This window comes from Bacillus sp. DHT2 (genome assembly GCF_026241455.1).
Classification (GTDB): domain Bacteria; phylum Bacillota; class Bacilli; order Bacillales; family Bacillaceae_G; genus Bacillus_A; species Bacillus_A pseudomycoides.
Map to the genome: position 1 here is coordinate 35915 of NZ_JAPHWH010000016.1, position 20849 is coordinate 56763.

General features: G+C 33.0%; 20 protein-coding genes and 4 pseudogenes. 13 read left to right on the plus strand and 11 right to left on the minus strand.

From position 1 onward, the window contains the following. Positions 1–199 precede the first annotated feature (199 nt). Positions 200–1171 (plus strand): hypothetical protein, encoded by a 972-nt coding sequence (locus ORL93_RS26285; protein WP_265959843.1) that lies wholly within the window; start codon positions 200–202, stop codon positions 1169–1171. A gap of 23 nt (positions 1172–1194) precedes the next feature. Further along, positions 1195–1590, plus strand: a complete 396-nt coding sequence (locus ORL93_RS26290) for a hypothetical protein (RefSeq protein WP_265959844.1) — start codon at positions 1195–1197, stop codon at positions 1588–1590. Between the two features lie 896 nt (positions 1591–2486). Here the strand turns inward: ORL93_RS26290 and ORL93_RS26295 are convergent. Then, entirely contained in the window at positions 2487–3437 is a 951-nt protein-coding gene (locus ORL93_RS26295; protein ID WP_265959845.1) for a nucleoside hydrolase, read from the minus strand. A gap of 239 nt (positions 3438–3676) precedes the next feature. Further along, positions 3677–4264, minus strand: a complete 588-nt coding sequence (locus tag ORL93_RS26300) for a GNAT family N-acetyltransferase (protein ID WP_265959846.1) — start codon at positions 4262–4264, stop codon at positions 3677–3679. Between the two features lie 548 nt (positions 4265–4812). Here ORL93_RS26300 and ORL93_RS26305 point away from each other — a divergent pair. Both ORL93_RS26305 and ORL93_RS26310 read left to right on the plus strand, forming a co-directional pair. Continuing rightward, the gene (locus ORL93_RS26305) at positions 4813–5976 is read left to right on the plus strand and encodes a ParM/StbA family protein (protein ID WP_016132911.1); all 1164 of its coding nucleotides are present in this window, start codon (positions 4813–4815) and stop codon (positions 5974–5976) included. Next, the gene (locus tag ORL93_RS26310; protein WP_242227328.1) at positions 5976–6368 is read left to right on the plus strand and encodes a hypothetical protein; all 393 of its coding nucleotides are present in this window, start codon (positions 5976–5978) and stop codon (positions 6366–6368) included. The genes ORL93_RS26305 and ORL93_RS26310 overlap by 1 nt, the downstream gene beginning before the upstream one ends. Positions 6369–6426: 58 nt before the next feature. On the opposite strand, the gene ORL93_RS26315 is transcribed toward ORL93_RS26310, so the two are convergent. Further along, entirely contained in the window at positions 6427–7011 is a 585-nt protein-coding gene (locus ORL93_RS26315) for a hypothetical protein (protein ID WP_265959848.1), read from the minus strand. Positions 7012–7120: 109 nt separating this feature from the next. After that, entirely contained in the window at positions 7121–7591 is a 471-nt protein-coding gene (locus ORL93_RS26320) for an endonuclease domain-containing protein (RefSeq protein WP_016132908.1), read from the minus strand. Between the two features lie 383 nt (positions 7592–7974). On the opposite strand from ORL93_RS26320, the gene ORL93_RS26325 reads away from it, so the two are divergent. After that, complete coding sequence (locus ORL93_RS26325; protein ID WP_016132906.1) at positions 7975–8196, plus strand: helix-turn-helix domain-containing protein; 222 nt, start codon at positions 7975–7977, stop codon at positions 8194–8196. 38 nt (positions 8197–8234) lie between these two features. On the opposite strand, the gene ORL93_RS26330 is transcribed toward ORL93_RS26325, so the two are convergent. From ORL93_RS26330 to ORL93_RS26345, 4 genes are read right to left on the minus strand one after another with little or no spacing between them, the layout of a single operon-like run. Continuing rightward, positions 8235–8888 carry a replication-relaxation family protein gene (locus ORL93_RS26330; protein WP_265959851.1) on the minus strand — a complete coding sequence of 218 codons (654 nt, stop codon included), beginning with the start codon at positions 8886–8888 and terminating at the stop codon, positions 8235–8237. Next, the gene (locus ORL93_RS26335) at positions 8875–10038 is read right to left on the minus strand and encodes an FtsK/SpoIIIE domain-containing protein (RefSeq protein ID WP_265959852.1); all 1164 of its coding nucleotides are present in this window, start codon (positions 10036–10038) and stop codon (positions 8875–8877) included. Before ORL93_RS26335 ends, ORL93_RS26330 begins: the two co-directional genes overlap by 14 nt. Before the next feature lie 14 nt (positions 10039–10052). Next, the gene (locus ORL93_RS26340) at positions 10053–10376 is read right to left on the minus strand and encodes a hypothetical protein (RefSeq protein ID WP_265959853.1); all 324 of its coding nucleotides are present in this window, start codon (positions 10374–10376) and stop codon (positions 10053–10055) included. 13 nt (positions 10377–10389) lie between these two features. Next, positions 10390–10518: a hypothetical protein gene (locus ORL93_RS26345; RefSeq protein WP_255851991.1), complete on the minus strand. Its 129-nt coding sequence runs from the start codon at positions 10516–10518 to the stop codon at positions 10390–10392. A 330-nt stretch (positions 10519–10848) separates the two neighbouring features. On the opposite strand from ORL93_RS26345, the gene ORL93_RS26350 reads away from it, so the two are divergent. From ORL93_RS26350 to ORL93_RS26370, 5 genes and pseudogenes are all read left to right on the plus strand, one after another. Then, positions 10849–11955: a hypothetical protein gene (locus ORL93_RS26350; protein ID WP_265959855.1), complete on the plus strand. Its 1107-nt coding sequence runs from the start codon at positions 10849–10851 to the stop codon at positions 11953–11955. 318 nt (positions 11956–12273) lie between these two features. Then, positions 12274–12438 carry an aspartyl-phosphate phosphatase Spo0E family protein gene (locus ORL93_RS26355; protein WP_265959857.1) on the plus strand — a complete coding sequence of 55 codons (165 nt, stop codon included), beginning with the start codon at positions 12274–12276 and terminating at the stop codon, positions 12436–12438. 292 nt (positions 12439–12730) lie between these two features. Beyond that, positions 12731–12898, plus strand: a complete 168-nt coding sequence (locus ORL93_RS26360) for a hypothetical protein (RefSeq protein ID WP_265959858.1) — start codon at positions 12731–12733, stop codon at positions 12896–12898. Positions 12899–12993: 95 nt separating this feature from the next. Next, positions 12994–13074, plus strand: a pseudogene (locus tag ORL93_RS31615) (IS6 family transposase); the annotation flags it as partial. Further along, positions 13060–13221 (plus strand): annotated as a pseudogene (locus tag ORL93_RS26370) (IS6 family transposase); the annotation flags it as partial. The pseudogenes ORL93_RS31615 and ORL93_RS26370, both read left to right, overlap by 15 nt. Positions 13222–13248: 27 nt before the next feature. Here the strand turns inward: ORL93_RS26370 and ORL93_RS26375 are convergent. Both ORL93_RS26375 and ORL93_RS26380 read right to left on the minus strand, forming a co-directional pair. Then, positions 13249–13884, minus strand: a complete 636-nt coding sequence (locus ORL93_RS26375) for a YpiB family protein (protein ID WP_265959859.1) — start codon at positions 13882–13884, stop codon at positions 13249–13251. A 51-nt stretch (positions 13885–13935) separates the two neighbouring features. Beyond that, positions 13936–14686, minus strand: a pseudogene (locus ORL93_RS26380) (hypothetical protein); the annotation flags it as partial. A gap of 880 nt (positions 14687–15566) precedes the next feature. Between ORL93_RS26380 and ORL93_RS26385 the strand changes: the two are divergent. After that, positions 15567–17882 (plus strand): cell wall-binding protein, encoded by a 2316-nt coding sequence (locus ORL93_RS26385; protein ID WP_265959860.1) that lies wholly within the window; start codon positions 15567–15569, stop codon positions 17880–17882. Positions 17883–18527: 645 nt separating this feature from the next. Continuing rightward, positions 18528–18740: a hypothetical protein gene (locus ORL93_RS26390; RefSeq protein ID WP_098157076.1), complete on the plus strand. Its 213-nt coding sequence runs from the start codon at positions 18528–18530 to the stop codon at positions 18738–18740. Between the two features lie 136 nt (positions 18741–18876). Here the strand turns inward: ORL93_RS26390 and ORL93_RS26395 are convergent, their stop codons facing one another. Further along, complete coding sequence (locus tag ORL93_RS26395) at positions 18877–19464, minus strand: recombinase family protein (RefSeq protein WP_265959861.1); 588 nt, start codon at positions 19462–19464, stop codon at positions 18877–18879. Positions 19465–19798: 334 nt separating this feature from the next. Here ORL93_RS26395 and ORL93_RS26400 point away from each other — a divergent pair. Continuing rightward, positions 19799–20770 (plus strand): annotated as a pseudogene (locus tag ORL93_RS26400) (DUF4158 domain-containing protein); the annotation flags it as partial. Positions 20771–20849 lie beyond the last annotated feature (79 nt).

Below are 20849 nucleotides of genomic sequence, written 5' to 3' on the forward strand. Positions count from 1 at the left end.
AAATTTGTTGGTGAGCCCCCATATAGAAATACCCCTAGTATTTATTACACCATGTAGATAATTCACAATATGAAACTCAATCCGTAATGCAACCATATTTTAACAAATTAATATCAAAATAAACAGACTTGTTTATAAAATTGTAAATATTTAGAATTATAAATGCGAGGTAATTTTATAACACAATAGGAGGAATATTATGAAATTAATATCAAAAAAAATCATGACAGGGTTAATTGTAGGAGCAATGAGTGTATCTATTTGGACTCCTGCAAGTAAAGCAGAAAGTGTTACTACAACAAAATCAGAGATATCTTTAAAGGAAAAAAGAGAAGCTAATTCTACAGCCTTAATGATTGAGCGCTCTACTGGGATTAATGACATTTTAAAAACATCTACATCAAATGCGGAAAATGTTACTATTACAGAAAATTCATCAGGAATCGTAAAAGTTCCAAATTCTCTTGATTCAAATCCAATCACCATTGAAAGTAACAATGATTCTTTACAAATTTCTCTTCCAGACTTAAATTTAAAGAATGCAACAAAAACAGAGAATGGTACTGTTGTTTATCAAGATACAACTAAGCCTGTTGATTTAGCAGTACAAACAACAAAAGACGGAGTGCGTTCTTTGATTAATATTAAAAATTCTTCAGCGCCACATGAATATAAATTCACTGTAAATGTTCCTAATGGAGGAAAACTAGTCTCTGCCGCTGAATATTTAGGTGCAGAATTTGATACTGGTGAAGTATTTACAGTAGACTCTAATAATATAATTCAAGGAGTTTTTGCTCCAGCTTGGGCGAAGGATGCAAATGGTAAACCTGTTGCTACACATTATAAAGTTGAAGGAAATCAGCTTATACAGGTCGTAGAATTTAATGAAAATACAGCTTTCCCTGTAGTTGCAGACCCAGATTGGGGTAAAATTACGAGATGTGCTTCTGCTTTAGCTGTATTTGTTGGCTCAAATTTAGTTGCAGTTTCAAAAATATTAAAAGCTAAAAAATACATACAATCATTAGGTGGATTCAAAAAGAGCGCTGAACTTCTTTTAAAAGCTTCTACATGGCAAGAAAGATTAAATGTTGGAGGAACTGCTCTAGCAAACTTGGGTGCAATTGTATTTGGTACAGATCAAGTGAACAAACATTGTAGACCATAAAAGAAATAAAAAGGAGTTAACTTATGGATGTTATTACAATTATCCACTTATTATGTAGCTTATTAATATTCTTAGCAGTAATTGTTGTTATAAAAAATGCTATTTTTACAAATTCCAATAGAAATAAGGAAAATGTAAAACCTGAAAACTTTAGCAAAGAATTTTCTTTAGACTTAGACATTGTAAAGCTACTAATTATAGTAACTATCTTTTTATTTTTACCTATAATGATTAAATATAAAGATTTATATTCTTATGCAACTACGGATACTCTACTGACTATTCTAGTAATTGTAGGTGCAGTTGAAAGCATATACTACCTTTTTAAAAACAAGCTTCATAAATTAAGGAAATATAAAATTCTGTTTAAATTAGCTATTGCAACTATAATTAGTTTGATTTCTGGTATGTTTATGTAAATAGAAAAAATTATACCACTCTAAAATTTATCCTTTCTTTGTAAAGGACATAAAAAAGTCTAGACTACACAAAAAAGATGATGTCTGTATTGGAAGATTGTCCCCTCATAATAGATAGTTGAAAGAATGTTACTATGCTATTTATGTACGTTAAGCCATTCCCAAAAACGATATTAGTCTAGATTATTGAAAATTTGTTTTTGGGAATGAGTGCTGGGTCTAAAAATTAGCTTTTCTAGACCCAGCACTCATTTACATACGAAATAAACCCTAAAGGGTTTCATTTTTTTGTTTTAGGGAACAATTAATTTCCAATACATGTCTTAATGCGAAAATGTGATATTTCGTGACCTTACCCTCCATATGCAATATTACATATAAAAATATATTGATATAATTGTAAGCGCTTACTATAATAAAAGCATAAAGATTAATCACATCTTAGACCAACAAAAGAGGAGGAAATAATATGACAATCGCAATGGCAGTTTTATCATTTGTAGGTGAAGTACTTCCATTAGTAGCAGAACTATTAAAAGCAGTAATGTAAGTTCATTATTTCGCAATTATTTATAAAAATTATCATACAAATGATCTGTATATCAAAAGTGAATTGATTTGCAGATCATTTGTGTGAGCAAAGTCCCTTTAGCATTATGAAGGGACTTTTTTTGTTATTACTGAATGTAAACTTTTTATTATTTATTTACATTCATTTTGTTGATTTAATTGACTTTATTTCACTTTATCTATTTTCTTCAAAAACACTAGCAAAAGTATACATTCAAAACATGATGAATAAAGATATTAGAACACCCGTGATCAAAAAAGAAAAAGCTAGATTCATGCTAGCTTTTTTACATAATTTCCGTTATCTGAAGTTTACTTAGGATATGCTACAGTCTCTTCCTTAAGAATGTTTCCATGATATCTCTCTTAAAACTTTCGTAATTGAACTGAAAAGCGACATTATGTGTTTTATAACCCGGATTTGTCACAAAACGAAAATCTGCAATACTTTGACCGAATCCTTCTCCTTGATCGGGAATTACTTTGATGGGTACTTTTGAAAGGAGAACTGCATCTGGGTTCAACAAATACCACATTGTTACAAAATCATGCATAGGACTTCCCCCTATACCAGGGTTCGATTTAGAGTAGAAATTATAGTAGTAGTCTAACATGGGCTTGATGATAAGCCCTGCAAGGTCCTGTGTATTACGGTGAAACGCGTCGATTTGTTGGACCATTTCGGGTGTAACAATCGCCTGTTGAGTGACGTTTAACGGAATAATTGTCAAATTCTTTGCATGCTGCAGAATTAAGTTTGCTGCATAAGGGTCTGCATAAAAGTTAGCTTCAGCCACAGCAGTCACGTTTCCAGGATAAAAAAAAGCTCCTCCCATACAAATGTATTCATTCACGTTCCGCATTGTTTCTAAATTTAGGACAAATGCCGTCGCCAACGAAGACAGCCTTCCCAAATTGATAATTATGAGATCATCTAAATTAGAATCTATAATCCGATAAATATCATTGATAGGGTAAATCGGATAAGAAATCTCAGGCGGGATGATAGGTCCTAATCCCACTTTCCCCTGCACTTCAGGAAAATACTGGACCAATATGCCCGTTAAAGGTACAGAAGCTCCCAGAAATACAGGTATCTCTTCTTTTCCCCCAATATACTTTAAATAGTTAATATTTCTTATAACATTCTCTCTTGATACATTTCCATAATCAGCTACAATCCCTACAAGTTGGATATCTTTACGAAAAAAGGTATACAGAACAGCAAAGGCATCATCAATTCCTAAATCTGTAAACAGAAGAACTTTTTTTGACATATATCCTCCCCCAAAAGCAATAGAATCGTAATTTCATTGAGCCTGTACTATATATATTTCATGTGTTCCTGAATAGTACGTTCTGATTATCAGTCACTGCATACATCCTATATGTTTTTACACCTAAAAAATATTTTTTTGTATATCCTCTACATGTGAACTTAACATAACGCCACTTATCGGCATTCAATGTATCTAGAAAAAACCCCTTCAGTTTACTTGCTGAAGGGGTTTCGTATTTACATAATTATCGTTATTGGAAGGTAATTTTCTTTGTTGAACCAGTCCTTTTTTCTTAAAGAATAAAAGTTTTCTGTCATGACTTTTTCATACTTTGAAAATAATCGTTCTCTTTGTCCTAATAATAGAAAGCCTGCTTTTTCCATAGAACAACATGAATTCGTGTTATCTTTCCATGCTGAAGCATGGATTTCATCTACCCCTAATCTGGAGAACGCATAATCATATGTTAATTTCCTGACTTGAGAAGTAATACCTGTGCGCCAATATTTTTTTGCTATTCGTTGTGCATCACCTGTAACCACTACTCCATCTTCAGTAGTAGTTGGTACAGCAAGCCAATAGGTCCCGATCATTTCTTGTGTACTTTTCAATATCACAGACCACGCTATGATATGATCGAGTTCTTTATAATGCTGTAACATTTCTTTCGTTTCTTCAGGATTTTTAGGCACTGTATTTCCTGTCCATTTATGCATTTCAGGGTCTTTCATTACTTTATACCATTGCTTATAATCCTTTTCAGGATCTATGGGACGTAGTATTATATCCTTCCCTTCTAATAGTGGAGTCTCTTTAGTCGACATTTTTCAATTCCCCTAATCATGATTTATTAATAACGAATAAATTCGTGTTCTGATTAGAGAATTCCTGTTGTATATCGTATACATGCTTGGTTAACATAACGTCTCATTATCGGTAGCAAGGACAAGGAGGATCCCTACTCTTACAAGGGAACCTCCTTTTTTTGTTCTATGGATCTATGCATTTTTTTATACATTCCTATCCTGGCGTGGTTTTAGGATTCTCGTTTGTTACTGGATTAGCCGAAAAACTGTATAAAATCTTGCATGCTCTTAGCGTGGGTTTTTTCCGAAATGCTGGCGGTACCCCTTTTATATATCATTCATGGGAAAGTGAATGTGAGTCAATACAAATGAATACAAGTTAATACTTATCAATATAAAAATTGCTGGTATTTTAATACTTTCTATGAGATTTTGCAGGTATTTTTGTATTGACTTGTATTAAGTTTTATTTATTTGTGTGTAATTGTATTGACTTTTTCGTCATATTTAGCATATAATGGAATTAACTTAGTAAATAATAAAAAATCTTTTGGGAGGTTTTATATATGACAATTTTAAAAGCTGGTGCAGACGCGGGGAACAGCGGTTTAAAATTAGCGGTTTTAGGGCAAGAACCTTTATTTATATCAAGTATCTATGCACATCACATTGGAGAAGCTACAAACATTTTAAGTGAGGAAGATATTTCAGTTGAGGAATTAGAAAATAATATTGATGTAACTATTTCATCACCTGCCTTATCAGTAAATAATATGCGTTATGTCATTGGTCAAAAGGTAATTGATGAAAACATTAAGGGAATTGAAATGGAAAAGAAATCCGACAAATCAAAGGATGATCTTGTAGTCCTGGTAACACTGGCTGGTCTAGCAGTTAGTGCAATGAAAAAGCAACCAAATAAAAATAAAATTGATGTAACTTTTGATCTTTCTGTTGCATTACCTGTTGCAACAATCACACCTAAAACAGCAGAAGAATTTGCACAACGCTATATGAATCATCATACGGTAAAATTCCACCACCCAAGCGGACGTGAAGTAATAATTAATATTCAAGTTGAATATTGCAAATGCTTGCCAGAGGGTGCCGCTGGAGCATGGGGAATTGTGTATGATGAAAAAGGGAAAACGATCAAACGCAAAGTAGAAGTTGGAGAAGATAAAATTGTAGAAACTGACTTTGTTGACAAAACATTATTATCTTTTGATATTGGTGCCGGTACTACAGAAGAAGTAGTTTCCCAAGGTGTCAGCTTTAAACATAAAATGAGTAGAGGTTTACCATATGGTGTCAAAGAAACCTTACTAGATATTATCAAGGTTTGGAATTTAAACAACAAACAAAAAACAATTGATAGTATTGCTGAATTTAATGCTATTTATTTAGATTCAGAACATCCTCGCCATACTCGCTTAAAAGAAGCATCACGCGGTGCATTATTAGGTTTAGCGAATCGAATTGCAACTGATATTATTAACAAAATCGACGATATGAAAGATGATCCATATGTATTTATTTATGGTGGTGGTGCCGCAATCGTAAAAGAAAGCTTACAGCAAATTTTAGAACAAAAAGGACGCTTAACGAATGTTGTTTTCTTAAAAGATCCGCTTTTCGTAAACTCTCGCGGGTTACTTGTATACACTTGTTCGCCACGCTTTGATGCGTTAAAAGAAAAAGCGTTAATTGCTGCTACTGGTGAAAAATAATGGCTCGTAAAGAATACAAAGCTGGAGACAGAGCAAATATCTATATAAAAAAAGACATTTCACATGAAATGCTTGATTTTATTAACAAACAAAGCGATTTAACAATGTTCTTTTTGTATGCGGCGCAACAACTTCACAAACAAATTGGCGATACAGACGTAGCGGAAATTCTACCGCGCAAATATACTTTTTCATTAGATGCTGAAACAAAACCTTTAACGACAGTACCAACAAAGCAAGATGAAGAGTCACAGCCTAATCATTCATCTACCTTAGATCAAACACATGTCGAAACAAAGAAAGATATAACGAAGCCTGGGGAAGCCCATGAAGAACAAGAAGAGAAATCCTGGGGTTCGCTAGATGATTTAGACGATGACCCATATGCATAATGGATTCAAACAAAAAGAGTTGCTTATATAAAAGCAACTCTTTTTGTTTTGTATAAGTTTAAAATAGCCCAAATAACTTCTTCCTTTTGGGTTCGGAATTAGAACTACCTGTTTTAGCATTAAGCTTTTCTAATTCTGCCATAATACCATCCAGTTTTCCTTCTAAATCCTGGTTCCGTTTACGCTCTGTTTCGAGCTTTTTCCGAACAAGTTCGTTACTTTGACGTTCCATCTCAAGTTCTTTTCGAAAACTTATAAATTCAGTTCTTATATCTTCGAAAAAACTTTGCATTTCCTGCGATACAACTTGTAGCGCGTGTCGCTCTTCTTCACTATGAACCCTCGTCACAGCAACCTCTGAAGCCGCCACACCCTGCATCGCACGATTCTGCTGTGTCATCAACACAGTGACAGCATGACTTAAAGAAACCTTTGTTTTTTCTCTAATCTCCTTCAAAGTATTAAAAACCGTCACATCATCCGCGTGATACAGTCGTGTATCGCCATCTTTATTGAACTGATACCCTTGTTTTTCTAATTCCAAACTATATTTTCTAATTGTACTTTCCGCTAAATTGGTGATACGGGAGACATCTATTGTTTTCAAATGCACTTCACTTACAACATCATCATTCTTCTCCATATCATCACCTCCACTATAGTGTTGCTACACTTGTACTATAGTACCATTGTACTAATTTCTAGTGGGAATTTATATATGGTTTGTAGTTTAAATAAAAATTAAATGATGTTTATTCTTGTTCCGATAAAACAAATGTCTCTTTTTTAGATGGATATATCTCATTTTCATTTAATGTGGCTTCAACTAATAATATCTGTTTTTCGAAATCGTTCTTTAATTCAATATCTGTGATGCGAATGATTTTCCATCCATTTGCTTTCATATATTTATCACGTGTTCGATCCCGTTTTATTCCTTCTGGTGTCCGATGGAATGGTCCATCAACTTCTAAATCGATTTTTACACCAAATGGGGAAAAGAAAGCAAAATCTAATTTATAACGTGTATTTGATACTTTATACTGTACAATTGGATGATATCCTTTATAACGCAATGCATCATATACGCGTTTTTCTAGTTTATTGGCACATTTTTGCCTTTGTAAATCATGATTTGGATGGTATGTGGATGAAGATGTTGTAATTTGAGCTAAAAAGAAAAACAAAAGTGTACATCCTAAAACTACTAATAAGCCAATCATATTTTTCACTCCATCAAATGTTTTAAGATAACTAACGAGAATTAGAATGGCCATTATTTGTTTATTTCATCCCACTTTCTGTTGACTTTTCTTTATATAAGTAAAATAAATGTGCCATTGCCTCTATTAACAATGAATGGAGTGTGTCGGATTTTTTTTGGAAATCGCTTTGCAAAGATTTGTTGTATGATGCGTAAGTCAAATCTTTGCATTGTATGTATACCTCATTCCAGGCAAAAATATCAATAAATCGTTCGTGTGAATAATCTATGAATCTCATTTTTTCATATCCTTAATAACCCTAAGGTAAATTGAAGTGTATATAGGTTCATTTTCCTGTCCATACTTGTAAATAAAAAATCATGGGTATGGGAGTGAGGAAAATGTTTTTTCGCCATAAAAGAACCAATCTAAAAAAATGGTTAGATCGTCAAGGTATTGAGCAACAAGAGTTGGCTAAAAAATCTAAAGTGTCCGCTAAAACTGTAAGTAAGGCATGTAGAGACACCTCTTATATACCAAAGCCAGAGATTATGAGAAAAATATTAAATGCTATAAGAAAAGTTGATCCTCATGCAAAAATAAATGACTTCTGGGACATGTAAAAAGCACAAGAAATAAGGTCTTGTGCTTTTCTTTACTATTACAATTGTTTTCTTGATGATCCAACTTGCACAGAAATTGGTTTTGCCTTTGGTTTCACTTGTTCAAGAAAATGCTGTATAGAAGAGGCTTGAAAAATACGGAAATTAGAACTTGAGATAGGATATTGAGAGTCTGTGAGAATGAGAAGGGAAGGAAATACAGTAGTATGTTTGGGCTGCCAGGATTCTTTTTGCCACTCCATGCTACGAAAATAGGATTCATAGCGATTTATCTTGGTTTGCATAACAGCCTTGCTATAAATTGATTTTTGTACTTCAATAAAAAATGGACTTTTTCGCCAGATTGTAAAGATATCTGGTTCCATATATCCTTTTTTATATTTCGGTTCTACCTGGAATACTTTTGGTTTTTCTACCTTTACTAATTGTTTATACACATCTAAAATGGCTAAAAAATGCCGAATCTTTTGGCTATTTTTACGGATAGGACTTGGATAAGGGAAATATATATATGGGCGCTGGGAAGTGTCTACATCTACGTATTCTTCACGACATAAACGCTTCATAACAGTATTACAACAAGTTACCGTGTTCTTTAAATGTTTAAAATGAAGATCAATAATATCATCTCGTGACATGCAGCGGAACTGTTGTAAATGGCTTAGAATCTGTTTATCTCTATTCGTTGTCATCTTCCAACACTCCAAACACTTCTTGTGTTTGGCTCTCCAGGTCTTCATTTACAACACTTTGTTCTTTGGATAAACAATAAGGTTCTACAATCTCTTTCGCTTGCTCTAATGGTAAAAAAGGAGCCTGCACTTTCCGTAAACCACCTAATTTTAAAATCATTTGGCCAGACTGCTCTAAGTGTTCTGATCCTGGTGTGCCCATGATGTTACTGTTAATTGAATCCGCACATTTAAAGCCCATTCTTACAGTCATATTGAGCTTTAATTTACCATCTAATACTTTTGCATCTGGCCGTTGCATACTAAGCATAAGAAATACACCAAGTGATCGGCCAATAGCTGATATTTTTTCTATAATAGTAATACATTCTTTTTCATCTTGTAGCATTGCTACTTCATCAATCGCAACCAAAATATAAGGAAGTTGTTCCTTCGTTGTTATTTGATTGTATTCATCGATATGCCCCAACTCATATTCCTCCATTAACTTCCTTCTATACAATACTTCTTTCCATAGTTTTGATAACATGTTTGCCATTTCATGTTCTTCCATACAAACATGTTTCACATGCTTTACTCTCCGCAAAAAGTGGAACTCTGAATTCTTTAAATCTCCCAAGTATAGATGGAGTTGATCAGGTGACATATGCTGAATTAATGTTGATAATACAACGCGTACCATACTACTTTTTCCAGATCCTGTTTCACCTGCTATAAGAAGATGAGGTGTGTTAGAATCCACCATGTCGTACACAATCTTCTTACCAAACTGATCTCTTCCTACTACTACCGGAAGACGACAGCTCTTCAATAATGGTAACCATTGTTTATAACGATAATTATATTGCTTTAAACCAGCGTGAGAATGAAACACATGGAGTACAAACTTCTTAATATCGCCCTCAATCATAAGGTTTTTCCCAAGTATCTGTTGAAAACAAAACCATTTCTTTTGAATTTGAGCTGGATCCACGCCGTTAGGCAAGGTAAAAGTGTATCGTACACTTTCTTTTTCTTCAAACACATCATGAATCTTCGGGTATATAGGTATTTTCCCACCTCTTGTGACATGTTCCTCAAATAGCTTTGCTTTCTTGAATACCTCCTCTAATTGGTATCTATATTTTCGCTTTTTTAACCACTCTTTCATTGTTTCTCCCCCCTCTATAGCATGCTGAAAATACGAATCAATACATAACCAATCAATCCCATTCCACCAAGCTTCATCCCATAATATAGACCGTCTGAAACGAGCTTTGCTGAAAAAACATGATTGTTTCGTATCAGGTATTTTTCCAACAATACAGCACCAATTGTCACGCCTCCTAAGATGCCCAGCGCCATATACGTATTCGCAATAGGTTGTGACATATGAAAAAAGGAAAATGGACTGATTGCGCCAATACTGTACAAATGTACAGATTTTTTTCTTTTATAAGACTGATCCATAAATGAACGAAATGAGATTACCTCTTTTTTAGAGAACATAGTCTTAGCTCCTTTAATGTTTATCAAAATGTGCGCAAGATTCAGAGCAATATTTCTTCCCCCGATACTCCCAAAACAACCAAGCTGATAAAAGACATTTACAATACTCACATGTTTCTTCTGTTGCCATCTTGTTGTTCATTACCTTTCCTCCCTTTATAAACACGACTCAAAAATGCCTACAAACATACAGAAATGAGTGATTTCTTTTGATAGTGCTATCATGATAGATTCTTTGGTTATAAACTTGGTATTTACCTTGATAATTCCTTTGATAATGAATATTCGTTGTTGATTGTCTAATATGCACTTTCAAATGTTGTCTAATTAAATAAAACATCACATCTTCAAGGTCAATATTCAAAATTTTCTTTTATATATGATAAGATGACTATATAGTCCATATAATGGATGCTACATACAGAATCTTTTAGTTTATCGCCAAGATAAAACATAAAAGGAGGAGAACAAGGTGATTCAACTTACAGTAAAAGGTCAGCCTTCTCATATTCGTCATTTAGCTCATGATCCGGAATATCTATTTGCAATAGAATTCCATGATGTTACAAAGCAAATGACATCTATTAATAAAGAAGAACGGTCAGTTAAAGTAACAGCACTAATTCGTTCAGAACAATGGAACCAATTATTACAGATGATTGCAGAGGCAGGAGATTCATTAGCTGATGCAAATGAAATTATAATGGAAGGGACGATGGACCATACACCGGAAGAGGTGTATACTTTCGCTCCTGTTCATATTACGTATCGCTCTCATTTACAACAGAAACAGGAAGAGAAAGAAGCCGAAGTACATGAGAAAAAGCCAGAGAGAACAGCTTCAAAAACTAAACACATTGTATCCAAGCGTGTAGAACAGCTACATGCAAAATACGATGGAGTTTGTCAAAAGTGTGGTCAACGGTGTGATAAGCGAATAGTGTCTATCAAAAAAATACAATCCAAAATGGGAATTGTTTGTCCGGATTGCAAGAATGGAACAACATTTTTAATTAGAGAAGTGAAAGGTGAGTTGCAACAAGAGCTACTTCAAAATAATTTATTTTCTACAGAACAGGAAATGCTATCTTATTTTCAAGAGTTTTGTTCTCAATTTGCACTTGTAAATCATCAAGAAACATATCGCATGTATTGGTCATGGGATAAGAAACAAGTATGTAGAGAAGTTCATATTTCAAAAGAGGGCACTATATATAAAGTAAGACTAAACGACGGAGGACGATATATTCCTACAAAATTCCCACTTCAAATTAATATTAAAGAAAATATATTTCAAGTGTACCATCCAACCACAGAAATGCGGATGGATAGAATCCGTGCATTATTAGATACACAGAAAGCGAGTATTGAAGTGGAAGAAAGTGTAAAACAAATTCAATACTATGAGACTAAGAAGACTTTTTCGGAGAAAATTATTGTTAAACGAGCAGATAATTCTAAACGATATCAAGTATTATCTGGATACGCAGCCTATCAAGCTGCAAAGAAGCTAAAACTTAGACATATCTATGTGACGGTTGTTGTTGATGTGCGTAAGGAAGTTGTACAGAATACCTAAAACAGAAATAGGTTTATATAAATCAGTTATGTAAGCCTATTTCTGTTTATCGAGGTTAATATATCGGGTTTCAAGAAAATAAGAAATTTTTTCACAAAATTTTTTTAACAGAACACGATTATAGATTAGCTGAAAATGGAATTTATTCATTTTTTTAGTATTTTTATCTTTAAAGAAATTGATTTTTAGTGTATTCTCTTTATTTATTGGAGTTATTCACTTGAATAGGAACATTTAAGACAAGGCTGTCGTTAACGGTCTTGTTTTTTTATTTGAATATTTTTCTTATTAAAATGATAAGTATAAAGGAGTTTACAAATGGAATTAACACTGTTGCATAGTTTGATAGAAGACAAAAAGGATGAATTAGTTCAACTTGCTGTTAAATATGGTATGAATCATGAAAAAGTACTTTTATTAAGCCAAGAATTAGATTATTTGATTTTTAGATTCATGAAAAAACAAAATAGAATTCTTTTATGAACATTCAGGTTCTGGTGCAAGAAATCTATAAAACTTGGACATACTGATATTAGTAATCTAAAAAGGACGTGATCAGTGTGGAAAAGCAAAATCTATTCAAGTGGAAACATGTTCCTTTTCCATACCGATCACACCTTTTCTAGAGTAATAGGATCAGTATGTCCAAGTTTTAGAGGTTGCTTACACGTATATTAAAGTTTTTGCACCAGAACCATTAAGTTTGTAGCAATTATTGTAGGCGCTGCCATTATCGGTTTAGCGTCTTATTTTATTTTGCGAAGGAAGTGATGGGATGACGTGGTTGAGCTTCTGTATTGGATATGGAGTAGGATTCGCCTTTTGCCTATTACTTATGATTCAGGTGGTTAAGGCGAAGGAAGTAAAAGAAACGGATGATATCGACAAGTCGATGTTTAAGGAAATGGAACAGTTGAGGGCGATAAGAGAAGATAAGGGGTGAAAGCGGATGATGGGACTCAGTGAAGTGATTCTCGAAGCGATATTAAGGATCATCGGATTTGGATTTATTACTTTCTTAATCGGTGAGCGTAACAAATGGGATATTTTAAAGGAAAACAATTCAAACAAGCTATTATTTTAGTAGCCGTCGGCTACTATTGTCGTTTTGCTAGGTCATCGGGATTTTAAACTCTCCGGCATGCTTCTCGTACAATAAAAGGCATTGAAACTATTCATGCCCTATACAAACAAAGGCGAAGTCTTCAAATAGGCTCCGCCTTTTCGGTGTATAACGAATTACAGGAATTATTAATGGTTGCATAACCATTTAACGATGCAACCCTAGATTCTCTATATTTTGGGTAACTTTGCAACAGAACCAGATTTTTCCGCTTTGTATTGGTTAGTTACACGATAAAATAACTCTTCGTCACGAGTTTCTAATGCTTCATCGATTAACCGATACATGGCTCTATTTCTGCCGTTTTCGAGTATTTGATTTAGGAATGAATCTAGTTTTTCTGAATCTACTTTCACATCTAATTCTTTTTGAGTATCAAATTCATATGGTATTGTAGTGAGCGCTTTATAATAATTAATGATATCTGCATCTTCTTGTTGTATATAGATTGCTAAAGATGTTGAAGAATTAAAACGTATAGCATTTTGAATCATTTCTAAATTAGAAGATGTGTGTTTTTTTCCGTCTTTTGCATGAGAGTATTGGATTGTTTGATCAATTTCTTCGAAATCATGAGTTACTTTGAACTGCAAAACTCTATTCAGTTTATTATAAATATTGAATTCTTCATCGTTTATGAAAAAAACGTTATTTAATACATGATCATAATTTAAAATGTAATGGAAGATGTGTCCAAGATCCTGACTATGGAAATGTATATTACCGATAATCCAAGCGACAAACTTTTTCTTTTCTTGCACTTTATACATATTAATAACAGCCCCTTTTGGAAATTGCTTTTCCACACTGATCACGTCCTTTGTAAAGTACTAGTATGTCCAAATTTCATAGATTCCTTGCACCAGAACCGAAATAGAAGAACATTCTTCATTTTTATATTGTGTAACGACGGCGAGGTTATGTTTCTTTATCTCAGCAAGTTCAGCAGAGGTATAACTAAAAATTCCAGATTCTTTTACTGGATTTGACGTTATCGTTGCCAATTTTTATATTTGGGAATTCCTGTTTAATATATTTTAGAGCTAAAGGACCATTCATTTGACCACCGTTGTCACTTTTTAAGTAATATGTTTGCCAATTCGTAAGCGCAATGCCAGTATTTCCTCCATCTAATTGTTTTTGTGTAATATAATACACATCACGTTCATATAGATCTGAGGCATCAGGATTTAAGTCCACTATTATACCAGCTTGCTTAATCAGAAGTTGTTGACCATGCTTGATTGTTTTATATTCAACTTTCCCATCTTCATAGAAAATTTTAATTCTTTTAGAAAAGTTTTGGTTTTTATAATAATCATACACACTAATACCAAATTCTCCTTTGTTAAAAGTAGGAGCTTTGTAAGCACGGTTTTCATTGTTAGCTGTATAATCATATTTAGCACTTTGTTCTGATAAAAGAATAACAAAAGGCTCTTTTAGAAACGTATCATAGGTATCTCCAAATGTTGTAAGAATCGTTTCTCCTGTATCAACGTCTGCTTTCGCTTTATGTTTTGTAATTGGGTTGAAACTGAATAAGATGCCCATCGCTATTCCTACAGGGGAAATTTTTTTTATACTTCTCTTTATCTTTTCTTTCATGACTTTGTTCCTTACTTTCTAATTATACTTTTACCAACATATTTAAATTAATATCGATAAGTTTATCTTAATGTAAACCTCTTTCATTTTTCTTTCGTAAATGTTACAAAAGGCTTTCATTGCTTCTCATACAAACATTTCAGGACTCTTGCAAGTAATTTTTTAAACTTGGACATACCGATAGGAATAAAATGATTGACACATAAGTAAACCACCGAAAGTATAGTGTGAAAATACACTTTTGCGAAGGATTAACACCATGAATCACAAAAACATAAGTATGAGATTATTACTCGTACAATTATTTTTTTAGTACTTAACCTATTTATATTTTCCTCAAGGATGCCGTTCTTATCTTGGTTTGTTGAAGATAGTTTCGGTTTACTTGGAATTTTCGTTACTACACCTTTATTATTATGTATTGGTGTAATTATGACATATCTTAAGAAAAGAAAAGATCTTTGTATAACAAGAACGAGACAAACCATTTCTTTTAGTTATTATTGATTTATTAAAATAAAAATTGATACCCAAAAAACAAGAAAGGTTAGCATTTTGCCAGCCTTTCTTGTTTACTACTTAATTCATTTTATAAATAAAAATTTTGTTTTGGGGATACTTCAAAATCTTCGTTTAATGGGCATGAGACCAAGCTGAAAAAATCCAGAAAATCGTATAAAATTCCGAATTTTATACGATTTTAACGAAAGAGTTTTGTAACACTTTCGCAAGAAAAATGAAAGGTATTTAAACTAAGATGAACCTACAGATATTGATTTTATATTTTTAAATCAATATACAACAGTCTTTATATGTTTATTTTTTACAGTGTTACATGTAAGCAATCTAGGCTAATTCTTACTAAGAGAGGACAACAAAAATGAAGAAAAAATTTAAAACAATTGGAATTGGAAAGAAAGTAATTCCTACCGCAGCGGCATTAGGCATTCTTTTTTCTATGGCACCTATTGCAGAAAATAAGGCTAGCGCAGGGATAGGTGGTGTCGTAATCGATGTGGGGATTACTTCATTAGGTATTGTAAAAGACATTTATGAAGCACTTGGAATATCTGTAGAGGATGGTCCAAACCCTAATGATACTACTCCCTATTCAGAGAATATATCTTACAGAGCTCCTAGTTTTAAATCTGGGGAGTTTAATATTTCTATGCACCATACGAAAGATGACACAAATTTTACTAAAACGATTAAGGTACTTTATCCAAATGGAAAAAGTGAAATTCATAAATTAAAATCTGGACAGCAGCTTAATATTACAGAAGCTGGTACCATTGTAGATTTAAATCCTGATGCAGGATCTGTTTCAGAACACGATCTTCTTTACATTACACAAGCGCAATTAGACGAGGGTAAGACTGGGATTGCATTGAATCAAGCTAAGACCATATATGTAGAAAAAACGTCTGGTAAAAACTCAAGACTTGTTAATGAATTGCATAAGAAAAACCACAAACAAACTACTCAATGGGAATTTGCTAGAGGTACAGATGCCCTATTTGCTGAGTTATCAGATGAGGAAAAGCGAATATCAACATTGACTTCAAAGCCAGTATCCAAAGATGTTCTTTGGAATTATCTCATAAGCGATTCTAAAGCTCTTGCAGATTTTCATGATCGCTCATCTGCTATATTGGCGGACTCTACAAAAATCCTAGAGACACCTATTGCACTAACATTTAGTGTACTAAATGACGGTAAACCTTATCAAATTATCCCCTATAAAAAAGGGACGAATAAAGTGTTGGTGAAAACTGGTTCAAAATATCTTTCAGGGAAAGAAGGAAATGCACTTCAATATTCCGATTCGATTGGTGATGATGAAGTGTTTGAACTTGTTCAGACCGGTAATTCTTCTGATAATAAATCCCAGTTCCATTTGAAAAACAAGAATGGAGTAAGTTTGGCTGGTAATTCTAACATTCAACAGTTTGGTACTGATTCGAGTTTCAACTCCGAAATTCGTTTCACTGCAAAAAGCAACAATGAAATTCATAACTGGTTAAAAGAGTGGTATCCAGGTAAAGAAAATGAGAGACAGAAGCATGACGAAATAGAGTTACTACCTGATGAAAAGGATCCTACTAAATGGATTGCAAGAGATTCTTCTAGAAACGTGATAAAGAACAGTTGGGTAAAACTCATTGATAATTATTTTTATGCAGGTTCTGATGGATTCCTCTTGAAGGGTTGGCAGGAAATTGAGGGTAATACTTATTATTTTGATCCGTCTAATTGTGAATTGTTTACGGCGAAATATAAATCTCATTTACGGATTGAGGGTAAGTTGTATAATTTCAATGATTCTGGCGCTTTGCAACGATCAACATGGAGCAAGAGTGGCCATAATGGTCGTGCCTATTCCGATGCTTCTGGAGCATTTATTGAAAAAGGTTTGCGTGAAATCGATGGTGAAATTTATTATTTCGTAAGTTATGCGGTCGATACAAGTGAAATACGTCTAGAAGATCAAGATATCATTCTTCACTTTTCTGACAAAGGCGCACTTGAGAGAGCTTCTAAGCTGAATGGAGAAGCGCTAGATAGCCTACAGACTCAAGTTATTTTTGAAGAGAAAACGTTAATGTTTGAAAAAGATGGTTCTATTAGAAAAAGCGGGATTTCTAAAATCTTTTTACCTGGATTGTTTGGTGAAAAAGACCAGCCTGTACTGAAATATTACAGCTTAGAAGAAGGGGGTTACTATACCGGTTGGAAGGAAGTTGATGGGAAAAAATATTATTTCAAAAATGGTCAAAACTATACTTTCGATGGTCATGAAACCATTGACGGAAAAAGATATTATTTTAATCATGACGGAGAAGCTAAGCTGACAGGATTGGATAAAGTTGATGGTAAGATATACTATTATAACGATAAAGGCGAAATGCAAAAGGGTTGGCAAGACATCGATGGTAAAAGGTATTACTTCCAGGATTCTGGAGAAGCTGCGATAGGCAAGTTCCACGTTTGGGGATACTTTTTCCCTGATTTTGGATATTTCAATTACTATGCTAAAAAGGATGGCTCGATTTATCAAAATGTCAATGTTCACCTTCCGGTAAAGGACGATTACTATCGAGAATTCAAATTTGACAATAATGGACATTACAAGGGAGTAGGGGAAACGCTAGAACGTTCGCATTGGCAAATAAAAGGGGTTACGGTGGTTGACTAAAACTTAGACCGTAGCCCTTGAGGAAAAAGAGACTTCAACATAGGAACAAAACGTTCGTTTATGGAACTCTATTTCTACTCAAATAGCACGAAATACCATTAGAAATCAGTTTCAAAACTTATTACTAAAAACAAGGTACCTTAAAAATTGATACAAGTCGTTTTTGAGAACTTCTCACTGTACGAAATTTACGTTTTGTTGGCAATCCCCCTTATAAAAGGTCAGCTGATAAGTGTGAAAACGGGTCATGTGATGGATTAAATCACCAAAACATGACCCGTTTTATAGTTTCAGGTGGATAATAGTTAGACAAAGAAAATTTATGTGTGAAATGACGATATATATTGTAAGGGAAGATAGAGCAATTGCAACGGAGAGTGTAAAGTATATTTTTAATATACATATTTACAACAAGAAAAAAGACTTTTGTAGATAGCTTGTTTGTTTTCTTCTATCCTTACAGAACTGTCATCTTTGTGTAAGGTTATTAGATAGTTTGTTTAATGTTAAAACGTAATAATTAACTTATAAAAATTGATAATGATTTTTTAGAAATTATAGACGAGTGTTGTTCACGATTATAATAACAACTAAAAAATGATTGAGAAAAATTCAACATATACATAATAAGTGGAGGTAAATATAGTGGCTTTAAAAGTATTACTTATCGTTATTGGTGTAACATTAATTTTATCGGGTGTATATAAAATGAAGAAGTATGATGCATTCGTAGGAAAAACTCAAACCAGAAAAAATCTTTTCAACTTGCTAATTAATGGACAGAGTTCTGGAATAGGACAATTATTAAGTGGGATTGTGTGTATCGTTTTAGCAATCGTAGCCTTTATAATTAAATAATTTGCAAATAAGGGAGCTAAGATATAGAATCTAGCTCCTTTTATTATGATAAAGTCTTTAGGCAAAAACAAAGATTTTTTCTAAAAATGTACATAGTCTATAGAAGTATAGATGGCACTCGTTATGAATAATTTTCTTAATAACCATTTCGTTTCAATGTGCGATAGATAGTGGTTCTGTCAACGTTTAAAAAATCAGCAATTTCCTGTTTCGTTTTCCCTTGATTAAGTAACTCAAGTATCAAATCAGTTTTAGACTTATTGATTTTAGGAGTTCTCCCCAGTTTTCCGCCATTTTCTACATACTTGATACGTCCAGCCTGTGTTCGCTCCAGTATATAGCTTCGTTCAATATCAGCAAATAAAGATAAGATTGTAACCATTACTTTAGTAGTCATGTCATCTTTTTTCCGAGTATCAATGTTATCATTAATAGCAATGACTCCAATATCATTTTTGATCAGTTTTTCATGAGTGCGAATCATATCAGAAAGATTTCTTCCTAAACGATCTAATTTATAAACAATAAGTGTATCCCCTGGATGTAGTTGCTGCATAAGAACTTGGAATTGTTCTCTCTCCATATTTTTTCCACTTTGCTTTTCTTCAAAAATACATTCCTCTAACAACTCAATTTTGTTAGTTTGACAATATGTAAGAATTTCTTTTTTTTGAAATGTATAATCTTGCTGTGGCGTTGATACTCGAATATATGCGTAGTTCATTTTTTGCTCTCCTAACGTTGCATAAATCTATTTTTCTATTTTGCTACAAATATCGTATCATTTTTGGAGTTTAATTTGCAACATAATATATGCAACATTGTGACGCTATAAAAATCAACCCCAAGGGAAGTGTTGCATATATGTTAATTTTTGCAACACTTAGCATAGGTTTATATTATTAGGTATAGGTAACTTATTTAACTAACTTTACGCTTAGCGTAGAAAAGCTAGGGTTTTACCTTCTAAAAAATGTCTTACCGTATAATATCCGCGTTTTGTCGGCAAGACGCCTATTATAAATATAATCCATAAGGAGATATAAAAACAAATAAATATGAATAATCAAAAACGATTAACTATTTTAACAACAGATGAAATAAAACAACTTTATAGTAGGCCCCTTTTTACAACTAAAGAGCGTGTGCAATATTTTACCCTTTCTCAAATGGAAAATGAATTATTATATACATTACGCTCAATAAAATCTAAGATTTATTTTATTCTTCAACTTGGATACTTTAAATCAAAACACTTATTTTTTCGATTTAACTTATGCGAAGTGGAAGAAGATATTCAATATATTCTCAAAGTCCATTTTAATGGTGCTGAATTCTCGGATTTTGGATCCATTGATAAAAAAACTAGACTTAATCAACAACAACTTATTCTTAAGCGATTTAATTATCGTCTTTGTGACTCACAGTCTCGACTAGATTTAAAGAAACAAGCCCGTAGGGCTGCTACTGTAAGTGGTAAACCTATTTTTATTTTTCGTGAGCTAATAAACTACTTAACTAACAAACGTATTGTTATTCCTGGTTATAGCTTTATGCAAGAGGTTGTAGGAAATGCTATTACATATGAACAACAACGCCTCATAATGATTATACAAAATCAACTATCTGAAACCGATAAACAGCATTTAAAAGAATTATTATATAATTCTTCTGGATTATATGAGATTACTCGGATAAAACATGAACCTAAAGATTTTAGTATGAATGAAATTAAACGTGAAATTGAATGTGGGAAAGACATTCATTCACTCTTTCAACTGGCCAATACAATTTTGCCTATACTAAAAATCTCTAATGAAAGTATTAAATACTACGCTTCTTTAGTAGAATATTATTCCGTGTATAAATTAAAACGGTTTGATGAATCCCTTATTTATATTTATTTACTTTGTTTTATTTGTCATCGTTATCAAAGAATGAATGATAATTTGATTAATAGTTTTATTTATAAAATGAGAAAATACAACGATGATATACTATCCTTTGCTAAAGATCAGGTATATATCTATATCTCTATCAAATGGTTTTTGCACCAGAACCCTCTAAAGAGTATCCATTTCCACAAACTATATCAAAAAATTATTGTTT